Origin of the sequence: Streptomyces sp. NPDC059008, from assembly GCF_042749045.1 — a bacterium.
In the GTDB taxonomy this organism is placed as follows: domain Bacteria; phylum Actinomycetota; class Actinomycetes; order Streptomycetales; family Streptomycetaceae; genus Streptomyces.
Genome location: NZ_JBHYJC010000007.1, coordinates 243822 through 259482 on the forward strand (window position 1 = coordinate 243822; position 15661 = coordinate 259482).

Annotated in this window: 14 protein-coding genes; 5 read left to right on the forward strand and 9 right to left on the reverse strand. The window is 72.3% G+C overall.

Going from position 1 to position 15661, the window contains the following annotated elements:
- Positions 1 to 10: 10 nt before the first annotated feature.
- Genes ACFWZH_RS12560 through ACFWZH_RS12570 form a run of 3 tightly spaced genes read right to left on the reverse strand, consistent with a single transcriptional unit; the run spans position 11 to position 4114 of the window.
- Positions 11 to 1054: a hypothetical protein gene (locus ACFWZH_RS12560; RefSeq protein WP_384428555.1), complete on the reverse strand. Its 1044-nt coding sequence runs from the start codon at positions 1052 to 1054 to the stop codon at positions 11 to 13.
- Between the two features lie 46 nt (positions 1055 to 1100).
- Positions 1101 to 2873 carry a DNA/RNA non-specific endonuclease gene (locus tag ACFWZH_RS12565; protein ID WP_384428556.1) on the reverse strand — a complete coding sequence of 591 codons (1773 nt, stop codon included), beginning with the start codon at positions 2871 to 2873 and terminating at the stop codon, positions 1101 to 1103.
- Complete coding sequence (locus ACFWZH_RS12570; protein WP_384428558.1) at positions 2870 to 4114, reverse strand: sensor domain-containing protein; 1245 nt, start codon at positions 4112 to 4114, stop codon at positions 2870 to 2872. The genes ACFWZH_RS12565 and ACFWZH_RS12570 overlap by 4 nt, the downstream gene beginning before the upstream one ends.
- A 406-nt stretch (positions 4115 to 4520) precedes the next feature.
- Between ACFWZH_RS12570 and ACFWZH_RS12575 the strand changes: the two genes are divergently transcribed.
- Entirely contained in the window at positions 4521 to 4811 is a 291-nt protein-coding gene (locus ACFWZH_RS12575) for a hypothetical protein (RefSeq protein ID WP_384428560.1), read from the forward strand.
- A gap of 183 nt (positions 4812 to 4994) precedes the next feature.
- Positions 4995 to 5672, forward strand: coding sequence for a hypothetical protein (locus ACFWZH_RS12580; RefSeq protein ID WP_384428562.1), 678 nt, complete (start codon positions 4995 to 4997; stop codon positions 5670 to 5672).
- Positions 5673 to 5825: 153 nt separating this feature from the next.
- Here the strand turns inward: ACFWZH_RS12580 and ACFWZH_RS12585 are convergent, their stop codons facing one another.
- A complete protein-coding gene (locus ACFWZH_RS12585) occupies positions 5826 to 6458 on the reverse strand; it encodes a GNAT family N-acetyltransferase (protein ID WP_384428564.1) in 633 nt (210 codons plus the stop codon).
- 197 nt (positions 6459 to 6655) lie between these two features.
- Between ACFWZH_RS12585 and ACFWZH_RS12590 the strand changes: the two genes are divergently transcribed.
- Positions 6656 to 7762, forward strand: coding sequence for a PP2C family protein-serine/threonine phosphatase (locus ACFWZH_RS12590; RefSeq protein WP_384428566.1), 1107 nt, complete (start codon positions 6656 to 6658; stop codon positions 7760 to 7762).
- A gap of 143 nt (positions 7763 to 7905) precedes the next feature.
- Entirely contained in the window at positions 7906 to 8334 is a 429-nt protein-coding gene (locus tag ACFWZH_RS12595; RefSeq protein ID WP_384428568.1) for an SRPBCC family protein, read from the forward strand.
- 7 nt (positions 8335 to 8341) lie between these two features.
- Here ACFWZH_RS12595 and ACFWZH_RS12600 read toward each other — a convergent pair whose 3' ends face one another.
- On the reverse strand, positions 8342 to 10471 hold the full coding sequence (locus ACFWZH_RS12600; RefSeq protein ID WP_384428570.1) for a SpoIIE family protein phosphatase: 2130 nt from the start codon (positions 10469 to 10471) through the stop codon (positions 8342 to 8344).
- Positions 10472 to 10751: 280 nt separating this feature from the next.
- Here ACFWZH_RS12600 and ACFWZH_RS12605 point away from each other — a divergent pair, with 280 nt between their 5' ends.
- Entirely contained in the window at positions 10752 to 12269 is a 1518-nt protein-coding gene (locus tag ACFWZH_RS12605) for an alpha/beta hydrolase (protein WP_384428572.1), read from the forward strand.
- A gap of 17 nt (positions 12270 to 12286) precedes the next feature.
- Here ACFWZH_RS12605 and ACFWZH_RS12610 read toward each other — a convergent pair whose 3' ends face one another.
- From ACFWZH_RS12610 to ACFWZH_RS12625, 4 genes are all read right to left on the reverse strand, one after another.
- Positions 12287 to 13267: a Ku protein gene (locus ACFWZH_RS12610; RefSeq protein ID WP_384428574.1), complete on the reverse strand. Its 981-nt coding sequence runs from the start codon at positions 13265 to 13267 to the stop codon at positions 12287 to 12289.
- Positions 13268 to 13471: 204 nt separating this feature from the next.
- Positions 13472 to 13867, reverse strand: a complete 396-nt coding sequence (locus ACFWZH_RS12615; RefSeq protein ID WP_384428576.1) for a hypothetical protein — start codon at positions 13865 to 13867, stop codon at positions 13472 to 13474.
- Between the two features lie 225 nt (positions 13868 to 14092).
- Positions 14093 to 14317 (reverse strand): hypothetical protein, encoded by a 225-nt coding sequence (locus ACFWZH_RS12620; RefSeq protein WP_384428578.1) that lies wholly within the window; start codon positions 14315 to 14317, stop codon positions 14093 to 14095.
- Between the two features lie 149 nt (positions 14318 to 14466).
- The coding region (locus ACFWZH_RS12625; protein WP_384428580.1) for a sulfite reductase flavoprotein subunit alpha at positions 14467 to 15661 on the reverse strand (1195 nt) is incomplete at its 5' end.

The window sequence follows — 15661 nt, forward strand, 5'->3', positions numbered from 1 at the left end:
ACGGCGACGGCTACTGCACCAGGGCGGTGTGCGGGTGCTCCGGAGACGCGGGGCAGGCGTAGATCTGCTGGTGGTAGGCGTCGCCGATGGTGACCTGGGTCGGGGTCGTCGGATCCGGGGGAACGGCATCCGGGGGAGAGGCGGCCGCCGCCTGGTCTTCCAGGGGCGTCCAGCTGTCGACGCCGGTCTTCCGTTCCCTCGACGCGATGGTCAGCATCGGCTCCATCGGGCTGTCGCAGACACGGCAGTGCCGGGTGGTGGGATCGGTGAAGCTCCAGGGCGCCCAGCCGCCGACCTTCCAGCCGGGGGAGACGGCCAACTCCCTGTCGTAGTACATCTCCTCCATCCCCTCATAGGCGCTGCCCGGCAGCGCCCCCGCCTTCTGCCGGACGCTCCATGCCTCGATCTCCTCGCACAGGTCCGGCTCCAGCTCGACGGTCAGCGGGTACTCGGTGACCTGCTCGGGGGAGAGCAGGCACGGTTCCGGCAGGTAGCCCCTGTGCTGCATCGCCGCGGGCTCCGGCGGCGTGGTGAGGACACCGCCGACCGCGGCGGCGGATCGCCAGAACAGCTCGGTTCTGGGCATGATCTCCCCCGGGTGGTCGAACGGGCACCACAGCACCTGCAGCAGGTCCGCCCCTTCGGGCGGGCGCAGGCCAGGCACCTCACGGACGTACAGCTGGGCCACGGGCAGCAACGCGACCGGACCCGCCGGACACGGGTGGCCGGCGTTGATCCGTTCCACCACGGCGCGTTCATCTGGAGTGTAGAAACGGTCCTCCGGGGGCCGGCTGGTGACTGCTGACCGGATCTCGCGCAGCAGCCTGACATCCGCCGGTGAAGTCGCCGGAAGCACATCCGGCGCCCAGTGCGTGCCCTCGCAGTGCGGCCACGGCTCGGCCGAGGGCCACAGCAGCGGGCCCCCGACCGAGCTGTCCCGGCGGGACGGCGAACCGGGCCGCGGGTGCAGCCGGGTCGCCGTCCGGGCCAACGGGCCCAGCCGTGGGAAGACGGCAGCGACATCGGCCGGCCGCGGCGGGGTGGTACGGGTCATGCCGAACTCCAGGTGGTACCGGACTCTCTCGTGCCTCGGACCGGGCTCAGTTCCCCAGGTTGGGCCCGCCGTCATAGGGGACGTTCAGCAGGCTCACCTCGTTGAAGACGGGCCACGAGGCCCCGTTGGGCAGCTGAACCTCGGCGCTCATGGTGACACCCTCCGGGATGGTGCTGTCGCCGGTCCGGTAGAAGGGAGCCACCACGTAATGGACGGCGGCGTTCTCGGGCAGGCCCTCCACCGCCGACTGGACCGCCATCTCGTAGTGCCGCATGCTCACCCCTTTGATGTTCAGCCCGATTTGCCAGCACGGAACGAGGTTCGACCAGTTCGGCTTCCCTGCGCCGAGTCCGCCCAGGACGTTGGCTATGAGATGGCACCGGGCCAGGTCGCCCTTGGGATGCATCTTCCGAGCGTCCCGCCAGCCGGCGATATTGGCTCCACCAGGCTCGGTCCCCGTCGCCAAGGGGTTCGTCAGGCACGCCTCCGCGGTGGCGGCCCGGGTGCTGGGGCGGCTGGACACCGTCAGGTTGTGACGCTTGATGCCCTTGCTGGTGTTCGAGATCCACCCGGTGCCGCTGGTCCTCGCCGTACCCGGCTTCTTGGTGAGGCAGGCGGCCTTGCCGTCCCGCCGAGGCGGCGGTGTACCAGGCCCGGGGTCCGAGGCCCCCGGTCCCGGAACAGCCTGGATCTCGTCGATGATGAGCTTCACCTCCTGGTTGTAGGCGACGAGCCGACCCTGTTTCGTCAAAGCCCTTTTGAAGGCTTTCTGTCCCGGGCTTTCGGTAGCCCCCGGCGCCTGCACCCGGAGGGCCCTGTAACGCCCGTTGGGCTTGCGGACCAGACCGTCGTACGTGGTGGACGGGCTGCCGAGCTGCGCTGCCTGCGACGCGGGGAGCTGCCGAATCGCTTCAGGCGTCAGATACGCCGTACCCGGCCGCATGTCCACGGTGGTGCCGGTCCGCTGGGCGTACGCCTCCAGGGCGGAGGCCTGCGGCTGCCTGGACGGACTGTCGGCCAGGCCGGCTTCCTGGCTCTGCGCCTGGTCGCGGTACTGCGGCGGGCTGGCGGCGTCGCCGCCCTGGTCCATCGTCGCCGCCGGGTCCGGCGGATTGGCGTCGAGACTCTGCACGGCCTGGGCCATCTCCTGGAGCAAGCGTGCCCCCAGGGCCTGTAGTTGCTGTTCCTTGCTCCGGAGTGCGGCGGCCTTCGCGTCGTGCGCCGAGGTGGCGGCGGTGAGCTCGGACTTCTGCGAGCTGAGTTCGGACTGTTCCTGCCTGAGCTGGCTCTGCTCGCTCTGCAGGCTGCTCTGCATGCTCCGCAGCTGGGCCTGCTCGGCTCTCAGCTGGCTCGCCTCGGCATCGTAGGCAGCGGCCGCGGCGGCCTGCGCGGGCAGCCGGAAGGTGTGCGGCTTGCCGTTGTGTGCCCTGACCTTCGCATTCAGGGATGCCGCACGTGAGCTGAAGCTGCTGGCCTTCTGGTTCACGGAAGTGCTCTTGGAGTTGAGCCTCGACGTGGCGGCGCGCAGGGCCGCGGCCCTCTTGGTGATCCGCTCCGCCTCGGCGACCAACGCCTTCGCCTGCACCGCGAACTCCGCCTCGCGACGGTTGAACTCCTCGACCTCCCGTATGAGGGTCGCCGAAGAGGCCGAGACGTCCCCGGAGGGAACGAGTGGTGTGACGGTGCCCGTCGGCGCCATGGCCGCGGTGGCCGGGGCGGTCGTGCCGACGACCGGCAGGAGCGCCACCAGCACCAGTAGGAGGAAGCGCCGCAGTATGCCTCGGCGGCGAGGAGGAGGCTTGAGCGGGTTCGCGGTCATCGGCTCACCTTCTTGGCGAGGTTGTCGGTGAGCTTCGAGACGGTCGCCTGGCCGTCACCGGCCTGGCACACCGAGACCTGGATCAGGCTCGTGCCGTTCACCCGGGCCTGGTGGGCGCAGGACCAGTTCGCGGCGGCGTCCTGAGCCGCCGTCCACGCCACGGCGACCTCCGTGGCGGGGTTCGCCTTGTACGTCCACTTCGAGGTACGGCCGGCCGGGTCGGTACGCGTCGAGGACGGGCACTTGGACAGGCCCTTGGTGAGGGTCGAGAAGGCGGCGCCGGCTTCCTTGCGGTCCGGGTACACGCCGATCACCTGGTTCACGGTGTAGGAGCCGGTGGCAGCGGAGTCCCGATAGGTAGCCGACAGGAACGCGTTCCAGTCGTCCCCGTATACCGACTGGGTCGTCGGACCCGCCGCGACGGCGCACGCCGACGGCGACACCTTGAGCGGGGCGCCGGGCCGGTCCGACTGGGCGCCGGCGACCAGCGTCGTCCCTGCCACCCGGCTGACGCTGTCGGGGCTGAGGAGGTCTGCCTGGACGGTGCCCGCGGCGATGTGCGGCGGCCCGACGGGCGGCTGCTCCGGCCATAGCCACCATCCGATGCCGGCCAAAATCAGGCAGGGCACGACCGCGGCAACGAGCAGCGGCCAGTGACGGAGCAGCCCTGGGAGGCCGCGCCCGCCTTCACCCCGTGAAGCGTCCGGCCGCGGCTGCGTACCCGCTTGCTGAGGCAGGGAGGCCGTACCGGATTCCGCCGCCCGGCGCTTCGGCTGCAGCGCCCGAAGCAGCCCGCCCGCCCCCGATGCTCCGGAACCGGCCCCGGGGCCGGCGGCGCCTGGCGGTGGCCCGGCGGGCCCAGGCGGCGGTCCGACCGGGCGCGGTGGCACACCGGCTGGGGGTGGTGGCGCGCCGGCCTGCCCACTGGTGCCCCACGGGTCCCGCCGCTTCATGCTCGTCATGTGGTACCTCCGTGTCGTCCCGCCGGGCCGGATCCGTGCCAGGTCCTCCCTCGCGGCGTGATCGGTGCCCGCGGTTCCCGCGCTGGCCCACCAACATGGCGGACGCCGCTGGAATAACGATGAAATTCCGTTGATCCGGGATGACACAGGAGCAGCTGCGGGGATGCCCGACAGTGCGACGCCGAGCAGCAGCACCGCGCCCACGACCACGATCAGGGAGACGAGACGACGGGCCGCTCGGATCAGTACGGCGGAGTCCGTCGCCTTGGCTGTGCTCATGCTCCTGACTCGACAACAGGGAGCTGATCACTCGACAACAGGCGGGCTGATCGCGCGAGAGGGGCCCGGTCGAGCGGCTGGGGGCAGCTGCCGTGCGAGCATGAGCGGCCGTGATCAAGACGCGGACGGTTGCAGAGGAGCCAGCGTGAGGCGGAACGTCGGATGGACGGTGGTACCCCTGGCGGCTCTGGCGCTGCTGAGCGCGTGCGGGGGCCCAGCGGGAGACACCCATCCCTGCACCTTGACGGACACGCCCGCGGGGATCCGGGTCGAGGTCCCCCCGCGACTGGCGAACACGGTGGCCACCGCGAGCCTTACGGCCTGCTGGGACGGCGTATGCCGCAAGCGTGCGCTGCAGCTGCGGCGGATCCGGCCGGTAGACCCGGCGGTTCCAGGGAACCCCGTGATGACCACGGAATCCGCGACCGCCACGGAGAGCCCGGTAGCGACGACCGCCCGACCTCCCGAGCCTTCTGTCTGGCCCGGCTTCGCGTTCGTACGTGACCTCCCGGGGAAGCCGATACGCGTCAGGCTGGTGTTCAAGAACCAGCGGGGCGCCACCGTGCTCGACCGACAGATCGGCATCACCCCGCAGCCCACCTACCCCAACGGCCGCGACTGCTCGCCGGGCGGCCGTCAGGCACGGCTGACGGTCACGGGAGAGGGTGCTCTGATCTCGCGCCCGCTGCCTGGATGACCGAGTCCAAGGTCCAGTGGTCGTAGGCGGTCGGTGAGCGAAGGGCGGATCGTCCGGTCCGGCCGTTGTGTCCGCCGGTGTCCGATGGGCCGAACCCCCACCCCCACCAGGGCTTTCACCAGCAAGTTATAGTCGTCCGCGCCCGTTGGAACGGGCGATTCCAATCATGGGGGACGACACGTCATGCGTACGAAACTCACCGCTCGGGCTGCCGCCTCGGCCGCCGTCCTGGCGCTGGCGCTCACTGCTTGCAACGACATAGACCCGGGGGGCGCGCCCATGCCGTCCGCGTCGTCTTCGGCGCCCACCGGTGAACAGGGCACGGGGGGTTCCGCAGGTACGAGTGGTGGCGCCGCTGATGCCGGCGGCACCGGCGACACCCCGGCGTCCAAGGGCTTCGACAAGGCGCTCGGCATGAACGAGGCCGCCGAAGCGACCTACAAGGACGACGACGGCGCCACCCAGTTGGAGATCAAGCCCACGAAGGTCGAAAAGGGCTCCTGGGACGACTTCAAGGGCTTCGACCTCAAGGACACGGACACCAAGAACCTGGTGCCGTACTACCTCGTCATGTCGTACACCTCGAAGGGCGGCGCCGAGCCCTGGGTCACCACCTGGGACGCCAAGCGCGACGCGCTGGTCTCCCCGGACCAGGAGGTCGGGCGGCTGACGACGCTCGACGACTTCGACAAGTGCCCGAACGTCGACCCGAACCTGAAGTCCGGTCAGTTCAAGAAGGGCATGACCGAGAACGCCTGCAAGGTGTACATGGTGCCCAAGAACAAGCCGCTGTACGTGCGGTGGGGCATTGGCGGGACCGGCGAGGACGTGAAGCCGATCGTGTGGAAGGTCGTCGACTGACGCGGTCGGTGACACTCGTCTGACGCAGTAACAGGCGCCGTGGGGTCGGACTCTGCTGAGTCCGACCCCTTCCGCATCCCGGTGCCGGAGGCGGCTGATGACCAGCGGGGCCATGCGGGGTCACGCGGGGCCGCTCGGGCCGAGGAGTTGGCCCTACGGGCGATAGATGCACGCCGCCAGCGGAGCGTGGGTCTTCCAGCCCAGGGTCTCGTAGAGCGCGCGTCCCTCGTCGGTCGCGCCGAGTACGCCGAGGGTCGCGCCCTCGGCCGCGGCGTGGTCCGCGAGGGTGCACATCACCAGGCCGCCCAGGCCGCGGCGGCGGTGCGCCTCCTGGGTGACGACACGGTCGACGACCGCGGCCCGCCCGAGGACCGCCTGCTGCCCCTGCGCCGCCAACTCACCGTCCGCCGAGTGCACTTGGACGTACGTGACGCCGGCGCGGGTCTCCAGGGACACGGTGTACCCCGCGGGCGCCACCGGGTCCGTCGCCGTCAGGTCCGCGGCCATCAGATGGCCGGCCTCGCCCTTGTCCACCACCCACCCCGCGGGCAGCCAGGGGCCGATGCCGTCCGGATCCATGGGCACCTTGAGCCAGGTGTGCGGCACCGTCACCGAGGCGGCGGCCGCACGTACCGCCGCCTCATGCGCCTCGGGCAGGACATGGCGGGCCACCTGGTCGGGCCTGCCCACGTCGAGACAGCACCCCCAGGGCCGCTCGGACGGCGGCGGGGTGGCGCGGGAGACGGCCCAGCCGGCCGCCCAGGTCCTGACGAGTTCCGGAATCATCAAACCCTCCCTGAAGTGGTACGAGTGCGAGCGCACGAGGAGCACGAGGAGCACGTGAAGTAAGAGGCGTGACGCAGGTGCGCACATTACCCGCGGCCAGTCGATGCGGCATCCGCTTTTCCCGCAGCACCTGAACCGCGGTGATCACCGGCCGGTGGGGCTCGGCGCGGTGGTCGTCACAGGTGTAGAGAGGAGTTATGAGCATCCGGCGCGGTGTCACCCGGTTCGGCGGCGCCTGGCGGCCGAAGCACGGGTTGCTGGCCGTGCCGCTGGCGATCATCGTCGCCGTCACGCTGATCGACATCCATACGCCGACGACCATCCACCTGGGCCCGCTCCTGGTCGCCGCGCCCGCGATCACCGCCTCCTTCGCCGGAGCCGCTCTCACCGGCGCCGTCGCGGCCCTCGCCGTGGCCGCGCAGATCGTCGTCGGCCATCTGCACGGCGGGCTGATGACCGCCAACCACCAGGCGCAGATCGCCGCCCTGATCGTGATCGGTGCGTTCCTGACGTTCTTCCGGTACGTGCGGGACCGGCGCGAGCGGCGGCTGAGCCAGGTGCAGTCGGTGGCCGTCGCGACCCAGCACGTCCTGATGCGGCCGCTGCCCGAGCGGATCGGACCGCTGCAGATCGCGTCCGCGTACATCGCCGCCGAGGCCGAGGCCCAGATCGGCGGGGACCTGTACGCGGCGGTACCGGCACCGGGCGCGATCCGCCTGGTCATCGGCGACGTACGCGGCAAGGGCCTGTCCGCCATCGCCGAGTCCGCGGTGCTGATCGGGGCCTTCCAGGGCTCCGCCTACCGCAACCTCTCGCTGCCCGGCATCGTGGCGCACCTGGGCAACTCCGTGCACTGGAACATGGCCCACCTCGCCGAGGGCGAGGCCGAAGCGGCGGAGTCCTTCGTGACCGCGCTGGTCATGGACGTCCACTACGACTGCCCCGCCCTGTCGATGGTCAACTGCGGACACCCGCCGCCGCTGCTGCTGCGCAACGACCGGGTCCACGCCCTGGAGGTCCGCGAGCCCGCACTTCCGCTGGGCCTCAGTGCCCCATCGGAGAGCGAGTACGAGGTCGAGACGTTCGGATTCGACGTCGGCGACCTTCTCCTCCTCTACACCGACGGGGTGGTCGAGGCCCGGGACCGGGGCAACGCGTTCTACCCGCTGGTCGAACGGGTCGCCTCCTGGCGCGAGACCGATCCGCCGGCACTGGTGCGCCGCCTCCACCACGACCTGCTCCAGTACGCCGGCGGAAACCTGGGCGACGACGTCGCGATGATCGCGATCGCGAGACGCCCCTGAGCCGCTCGCCCCTGAGCCGCTCGCCCCTGAGCCGCCCCTTTGCCGCTCGCCCCGAGCCGCCCGACCCGGGTCGCCTCCGGCCCCGGCCCGGAGCACCCTGGAGACGTAACCGCGTAGCCGTGAGCCGAGCAGTGAGGTGCCTGATGAGCACACTCGAAGAACACATCGACATCGGCGTCCCCCTCCATACGGCCTGGGAATGCCTTCATCGCGCGGAGACCTATCCACGGTTCGTGGACGGCGTGCGCGAGGCGCGTACCGAGGGCGCACTGACGCACCTCGACGTGGACGCGGGCGGCCGGTCCCAGGCGCTCGACATCCAGATCACCGACCGTGACCAGGACAACCTGATCAAGTGGCAGACCACGAGCGGCCCCGAGCTGGCGGGTACCTTCTCGCTGCAGCCGATCGACGGGGAGCACACCAGGCTCCAGGCCCGGTTCGAGTACGAGCCCGGCACCGTCACGGAGGCCTTCGGCGGGCCGAAGGGGTTCGCCCAGGCGGCCGCGATCGAGCGGGGCGTGCGCAGCGACCTCCAGCAGTTCAAGGAGCTGGTGGAAGCGCAGCGGTGAAGGGACGTCAGGACCGGACGTCCGGGCGGGCCGGCTCTGAGGCCAGCAGCATCAGGGCGATGTCGTCCTGCCGGTCCGCCTCGCTCTGACGGGCCCGCAGGAGGGCGTCGGCGAGGCGGTCGGGACCCTGCCAGGGAGCGTCGTCGAGCCGCCGGGCGAGGCCGGCCACGGAAGTCTCCAGGTCGACCCCCGGCGTCTCGACCAGGCCGTCGGTGTACAGGGCGAGCACGGACCGCGGTGGCAGATCGACCTCGGTGGCCTCGTACCGGGCGGCGGGGTCGATGCCCAGCAGCAGTCCCTGGGGGACCTGCAGCACCGTGGCGTGCCCGTCGGGGTGCCGCAGGACCGGGGGCGGATGGCCGGCGCTGGCCAGACACGCCCGCCGGGTGCGCAGGTCGATGTGGACGTACAGGCAGCTGGTGAACAGGTCCGGGTCGAGGTCGGTCAGCAGCCGGTTCGTACGGGCCAGCACCTCGCCCGGTGGGGCGCCGGCGGTCGCATGGGCGTGTACGGCGGTGCGGGCCTGTCCCATCAGGGCCGCGGCGGCCGCGTTGTGGCCCTGGACGTCACCGATCACCGCGGCGGCGCTGCCCTCGTCGAGGCGGATCAGGTCGTAGAAGTCGCCGCCGATGTCCATCCCGCGGGTCGACGGCAGGTAGCGGGCGGCGACGGCGAGCCCGGGCACCACCGGAAGGCTGTGCGGCAGCAGCCCCGCCTGCAGGTCGTGGGCCAGTTGCTGCTTGGTGTCGTACAGCCGGGCGCGGTCCAGCGCCTGGGCGATCAGCCCGGCCAGCGAGGTCAGGACCTGGCGTTCCTCCCGGCTGAAGGTGCGCGGCCGGGTGTAGCCGAGGATGCAGCAGCCGACGGGGCGGCCGGAGACGATCAGCGGCAGCACGGCCCGGGCCGCCTTGCCCGTCAGCTCCGGCAAACCGGGGTAGAGGCTCTCGATCTCCTCGGGGGAGGAGAAGAAACGCGGCTCCCCGGTGGCCAGGGCGTGCACGGCCGGGCTGTTGGCGGCGCCGAGGGCGACGCCTTCGAAGTGGGCGACGGCTTCGGCGGAGTACCCCCGGTGACCGATGGTGCGCAGCCGGCCGCCCTCCGCCGCGTAGACGAGCACGCCCTGGGCGCCGAAGGCCGGCACGATCTGGTCGGCGACCAGGTCCACGACGTCCTGTACCCCCACGGCCTCGGTGAGCGCGGCGGCCAGGTGCAGTACGTGGTAGATCTGCCCGGCGCGCACCGGCACCACTGCCTCCGGCCCGGCGAGGTCGACGGGCGCCGGCGGGTCGTCCACCGTGCCCGCGGGGTTGATCCATACGCTCAGGCCCCTCCCGTCCGGGAACAGCCGGAAGGTGAGCCAGCGGTCCGGAGGGCGGCGGGCGGTGAAGGACACCGGCCGGCGGCTGATCACCGCCGCGCGGTAGCGGTCCTCGAAGACCGGATCGCGCAGCCACCGCAGGACGTCCCAGGGGCGCGCCCCGATCAGCCGGCTCTCCGGCTCGCCGAGCAGCTCCACCGCCCCGGTCGTCACGAGGGTGATGCGGCCGTCCAGGTCGAGGGCGCAGGCGCCACCCGGCAGACGTTCGAGGTAGTCGACGGCCGCCAGGGCCTCCTGCGCGCCGACGGGGCGCACGGGCGGTGGCGACAGCACGCGCGGCGCCCCGGGCGGCACCCGGTCACCGGCACCGGAACGGTCGGCCAGCAGGGCCGCCAGACGCCGGCAGGCGCTCTCGATCGCCGCCCGCTCGTCCGCCGACAGCTGCGGCGGATGACCGGCCGGCCACAGCAGCAGGAGGGCTCCGCGGCTGCTGTCGCCGTCGCCGATCGGCGCCGCGGCCAGTGAGAAGTCGTAGGGGACGGCCACCGCCGTACGGGGGAAGTCACGGGCCAGCTGCTGGGGGCCGTTCGCCCACACCAGGCACCGGTGGCGGGCCGCGACGGCGACCGGGATCGGCGCCGCGAGGGCGACCCGGCCCCACGGGTCCAGGAACGGAGCCGGAATGCCGCTCATGACCGTCAGCTCCAGCACCGGCTCGTCGGGCGCCAGCACATACAGCCCCCCGGCGGACGCCCCGGAGTCCCGCAGCGCCTGGAGCAGGGCCCGGTCCACCGGGCCGGAACCGGTCCCGCCGCTCATCTCGCACCTTCGCACCGCTGCCGCTGTGACATCGCGGCCACGTGGGCCGCCGCCGGCCCTTGCGGACCATTGCCGACGTTACGCCGCCCGCCGGGCCCCGGCACGCGGATACCCGGCCGCCCGGCCGGGCGGCCTGCCGCGGGCCGGCCGCGCGGTGCGGAAGAGGTGCGACGGCCCTAGGCTCGGAGATATGCCGGGAACACGCCGTGCGCCGTCTCGTGTGGGAGTAGGGGGAGCGCGGTGTGTTCGCCGGCGCGGGGCGTCGCTGCGGCTGCCGGCCGTGGGCGCGGTGGCGGCGCTGCTCGCCCTCTTCGCGGGAACTTCGGCCGCCACGGCCGTCGATGACCCGGATCTGGCGCGCTTCTACCAGCAGCGGCTCGCCTGGGAGCCCTGCGGACAGGACATGCGCAGCGGCCCGGCCGGACAGGACGCCACCCAGCCGCCGGGCTATCAGCAACGCCTGGAGTGCGCCCGGCTGGAGGTGCCGCGCGACTACGCCGACCCCGCACGGACCACGCTGCGGGTCCAGCTGATCCGGCTGCGCGCCACCGGCCCCGGTGAGCGGCTCGGATCCCTGGTGATCAACCCCGGCGGGCCGGGTGCCTCCGGCGTGGACTACCTGATCGACAACGGGAGCGCCTTCGCCAGGCTGGGGCAGCGCTACGACATCGTCAGCTTCGACCCGCGCGGTACCGGCCGCACCGAACCCGTCACCTGCGGCACCGACCTCGCCCCCGCCCAGGGCGCCCAGGACACCCTGGCGGCGAAGGAGAAACGCATCAACGACGCCTGCGGCCGGTACTCCGGCGGGCTGCTGCCCTGGGTCGGCACCCCCGACGTCGCCCGGGACATGGACGTGCTGCGTGCCGCGGTCCACGACGGCAAGCTCAACTACCTGGGGTTCTCCTACGGCAGCAAGCTCGGCGCGGTCTACGCCCACCAGTTCCCGGACAAGGTCGGCCGGATGGTCCTGGACAGCGTCGAGGACCCGACCAAGAACACCTGGCAGACCGCGGTGGCCCAGGCGCGGGGCTTCCAACGGGCGCTGGACGACTTCACCGCCGACTGCATCCTGGCCAAGGACTGCCCGATGGGCACCGACGGGCGCCACGCCCAGGATCAACTGCGCGACTGGTACCGGCAGTTGAGGGACCGGCCGATGACGGTGAAGGGAAAGACGGTCGACCAGACCACCTATGTCTACGCGCTGCGCGAGGCCCTCTACAGCAGAAGCGACTGGCCGGCGCTGCGGCAGGCGCTGGCGCAGCTGCGGCGCGGCGACGGCGCCGGCATCCTCCGGCTGAGCGACATCGGCGGCAGCCAGGCCGGCGGCGCCCCCCGGGTCCCGGCGCGGCTGGCCGGCCGGGACAAGCTGCCGCCGCAGGACCAACTGGCCCTGCGGGCGGTCTCCTGCCGGGACACCTCGGAGCGCTACGACGCCGAGGACTACCCCCGCGCGGAGCAGGAACTCACCCGGGCCTCCCCGCTCTTCGGCCCGGACATCGCCCCGACCCTGCTGGACTGCTACGGCTGGCCCGCCGCGGGCGACGACTCCTCCCGCGAGGTGGCGGCCCCCGACGCGCCGCCCCTCCTGCTCGTCGCGACCACCAACGACCCGGCGACACCGTACGAGGGCGCCCTCAACATGGCCCGTGAACTGGACAACTCCAGCATGGTGCTGACCTACCGCGGCGAGGGGCACGCCGCCTACGCCTCCGGTGACGCCTGCATCCAGGGGTACGTCGACGACTTCCTGCTGGACGGCAGGATGCCCAAGCCCCACACCTCCTGCGGCTGAGCCGCGGCCCCGGTGGCTCAGCCGGCCCGTCGGCCGCGTCCGGTCCCGGTCTTCTTCGCGGCCTGCGGCTTCTTGGCGGCGGTCTTCTTGCCGGCGGTCCCGGAGGCGGCCCGGGTGGTGGTCTTCTTGGCGGCGGCTTTGGCGGTGGCCTTCTTCGCGGGCGGCTTCTTCGCCGCGCCCTTCTTCGCGGCGGGCCCCGACCCCTCCTCCTCGCCGCGCGACCGCTTGGCGGCGCGCACGCTGTCCTGAAGGGCCGCCATCAGGTCCATCACCTGGCCCGCGGGCGGCTCCTCGCCGGTCTCGAAGGCCGGTTCGCGATGTGCCAGCTTCGCCGCCACGATCTCGTCGAGCGCCTCCCGGTAGTGATCGTGCACATCGTCCTCGGACAGCCCGCCGTAGGAGTCCATCAGGGCCTCGGCGGCCGCCACCTCCTTGGCGGCGATCTTCTCCTGCCGCTCGGGCAGCACCCCGTCCATCGGGCGGATCTGGTGGGGCCACAGCAGCACCTGCATCACCAGCGCGCCCTCCAAAGGACGGATCACGGCCAGCGTCTCCCGCCCGTGCAGCGCGATCTTGCCGAGCCCGACGCGCTGGTGGCGTTCCATCGCCTCGCGCAGCAGCACATAGGGCTTGGCCGCGGCGGGGCTGTCGACACCCAGGTAGTAGCCCTTGCCCATCTGCAGCGGGTCGATGTCACCGCCGGCGACGAAGGCCAGGATCGTCAGCGTCTTCGCGGTCGGCAGCGGCAGCGCGTCCAGATCGTCGTCGCTCAGCGGTACGACGGTCTCGCCGTCGCCGGGCCGGTAGCCGCGGCCGATCTCGTCCGGGGGGATCTCGACGCCCTCCAGCGAGCACACGGGCTGATTGCGCACCCGTCCGCCGTCCGCCGTGTGGATGCGCACGAAGCTGACCGACGCCGAGCTGTCCGTGGCGTTGTACGCGGCGACCGGGATCGTGACCAGGCCGAAGCTGATGGAGAACTTCGCCGTGGGACGCATGGGGGCCGCCTTCATCGGTGCCGGTCGGCTCCATGCTAGACGGGGCGGAGGAAGCACACATCCCGGGATGGATCACCTGTACCGGGAGGGATCGGGCGCACCGCGCGGACGGACTCCGGTCCCCGCCGGACGGATGTCCGTCCGGCGAGGACCGGGGGTCTTGGTCCGGTGTGCGGGCACCTGGGGCGCCCGGGGTACCCGGCCTCAGGTCACCGGATGCCGGTGGTCTCCCGCGCACAGCGCCCAGATGATGAAGATGTTTATCGCGACCAGCACGATGGCCCAGAACGGGTAGAACGGGATCCACAGGAAGTTCGCGAGCGCCCCGAGCCCCGCGAGGACGACACCGAGGACGCGGGCCCACGTCGCACCGCTCATCAGCAGCGCGACGCCCGCGAGGAGGATGACCAGGCCCAGGATGAGATGGATCCAGCCCCAGCCGGTGAGGTTGAACGAGAACACGTAGTTCCGCGTCGTGACGAAGACGTTGTCCTTGGCGATTGCGGAGATGCCCTCCAGGAAGGCCATCGCACCACCGAAGATCATCAGTACGGCGGCGAACGCCGTCCAGCCGCCGACGTTTTGCTTCTGAGGGGCCATGGTCCACTCCTCACTTGAGAAACCCGGCCGCCGGCACGGACCCGCCGGTGGTCATGCGCTGATTCCACGTTTCCACAGGCACCGACCGTCCGCATGTCAGGGACCCGCACCGCGGGCCGGGGCGTGGATGCGCCGTACCGCCGACGCGCGGCGGGCGCCGGTGGCTGACAGGCCCTCATGGCGCGCGGCGGTCCGGCCCGGCGCGGCGCCCGGTGCGGGTCCGCTTCAGTCGGGCGGCTCGGGGGCGGGGTTCTCCTCCGGTTCCCCACCCGGCGGTTCCTCGGGTCGTGGGCCCGGCTCCTTTGGACCCGGCTCGGCGGGGACCGGGTCGCGCGGCACCGGCTCCGGCCCGCTCGGGACGGGGCCGGGCCCGTCGGGCGCCGGTTCGGTGGCCGACGCCCCGGCGGCCGGGACGCCGGCAGCGGTGGCGGCTGTGGTCGTGGCGGTCATAGCGCTCTCTCCTTTCCCTCCATCCTGCGGCCGATGCCGGTGATCGGCCCGTTCGGGAAACCGCCGCCGGGACGGACCTGGTGCGGGACTTCCGGCCGTACGCCTGCGCGCCCGAGGCCCTGGACGCCGCGGCGCGCCGCCACCCCGGGTCAGTACACGTCGCGGACGTAGCGCTTCTCGGCCGCGAGCTGTTTGACGTAGCCGGCGGCCGCGTCCTGCGTCAGGCCCCCGTGCGCCACGGCGATCTCGCGCAGGGCGCGGTCGACGTCCTTGGCCATCCGGGACGCGTCGCCGCACACATAGAAGTGGGCACCGTCCTGCAACCAGGACCACAGCTGGGCGCCGTGCTCACGCATCCGGTCCTGCACATAGACCTTGGCGCGCTGGTCGCGGGAGAAGGCCGTGTCCAGCCGGGTGAGCAGCCCCTCCTCGCACAGCCGGCCGAGCTCGTCCTCGTAGTAGAAGTCCGTGGCGCGGCGCTGCTCGCCGAAGAACAGCCAATTGGGGGCGCGGTGGCCGCGGGCGCGCCGCTCGTTGAGGAAGCCGATGAAGGGTGCGACGCCGGTGCCGGGCCCCACCATCACCATCGGTGTGGCCGGGTCGGCCGGCGGCCGGAAGTGGGGGGCGGAGCGGACGAACACGGGCACCAGGCTGCCGGGCTCGGCGTCGGCGAGGAAGGTGGAGGCCACGCCCTTGCGCGGGCGGCCGTGGCGGTTCTCGTAGCGCACGACGGAGACCGTCAGATCGATCAGGCCGGGGTCGGTCAGCGGGCTCGACGATATGGAGTACAGCCGGGGCCGCAGCCGCGGCAGGACGCCGGCCCACTCCGCGGCGTCGGCCCGGACCGGGTGTTCGGCGAGCACGTCGACGGCCTGCCGGCTCCAGGCCCACTGCGCGAACTCGCCCTTGTTGTCGGGCCGCAGCAGCTTCTTCAGCAGCCGGTCACCGGTGCGTTCCGCGGTCAGCCGCAGCAGGCTCGGGGAGATCCGCGTGATGTCCAGATGGCGCAGCAGCGCCTCGCCGAACGACACCGTGCCCAGGCCCGGGACCTCGACGGTGGTGGCGGGGTCGAGACCGGTGTGGTCCAGCCACTCCGCGACCAGATCGGGGCAGTTGGTCGGCTGCACCTCCAGCGCGTCGCCCACCGCGTAGTCCAGCGGCCCGCCCTCGACGTCGCGGGTGTCGAAGGTGAAGCGGCGCACCTCCTTGCCGGCCCCGGCACGGCTCAGCAGCTGATTGCCGACGAGCCGGGCGACGCTCGGCGCGGGCTTGGCGGCGCGGGCGGGAGCCGCCGGCGCGGCGGCCGGCGCGGGCGCCCCCGCCTCCCCGGCGCCACCGGCGCCC

Bases quoted from the DNA above. Each gene is read 5' to 3' on its own strand.
- ACFWZH_RS12580 (WP_384428562.1), top strand. From the start codon at position 4,995: ATGCGTACGAAACTCACCGCTCGGGCTGCCGCCTCGGCCGCCGTCCTG.
- ACFWZH_RS12560 (WP_384428555.1), bottom strand. From the start codon at position 1,054: ATGACCCGTACCACCCCGCCGCGGCCGGCCGATGTCGCTGCCGTCTTC.
- ACFWZH_RS12585 (WP_384428564.1), bottom strand. From the start codon at position 6,458: ATGATTCCGGAACTCGTCAGGACCTGGGCGGCCGGCTGGGCCGTCTCC.
- ACFWZH_RS12620 (WP_384428578.1), bottom strand. From the start codon at position 14,317: ATGACCGCCACGACCACAGCCGCCACCGCTGCCGGCGTCCCGGCCGCC.
- ACFWZH_RS12595 (WP_384428568.1), top strand. From the start codon at position 7,906: ATGAGCACACTCGAAGAACACATCGACATCGGCGTCCCCCTCCATACG.
- ACFWZH_RS12615 (WP_384428576.1), bottom strand. From the start codon at position 13,867: ATGGCCCCTCAGAAGCAAAACGTCGGCGGCTGGACGGCGTTCGCCGCC.
- ACFWZH_RS12570 (WP_384428558.1), bottom strand. From the start codon at position 4,114: ATGAGCACAGCCAAGGCGACGGACTCCGCCGTACTGATCCGAGCGGCC.
- ACFWZH_RS12600 (WP_384428570.1), bottom strand. From the start codon at position 10,471: ATGAGCGGCGGGACCGGTTCCGGCCCGGTGGACCGGGCCCTGCTCCAG.
- ACFWZH_RS12575 (WP_384428560.1), top strand. From the start codon at position 4,521: ATGACCACGGAATCCGCGACCGCCACGGAGAGCCCGGTAGCGACGACC.
- ACFWZH_RS12565 (WP_384428556.1), bottom strand. From the start codon at position 2,873: ATGACCGCGAACCCGCTCAAGCCTCCTCCTCGCCGCCGAGGCATACTG.
- ACFWZH_RS12590 (WP_384428566.1), top strand. From the start codon at position 6,656: ATGAGCATCCGGCGCGGTGTCACCCGGTTCGGCGGCGCCTGGCGGCCG.
- ACFWZH_RS12610 (WP_384428574.1), bottom strand. From the start codon at position 13,267: ATGCGTCCCACGGCGAAGTTCTCCATCAGCTTCGGCCTGGTCACGATC.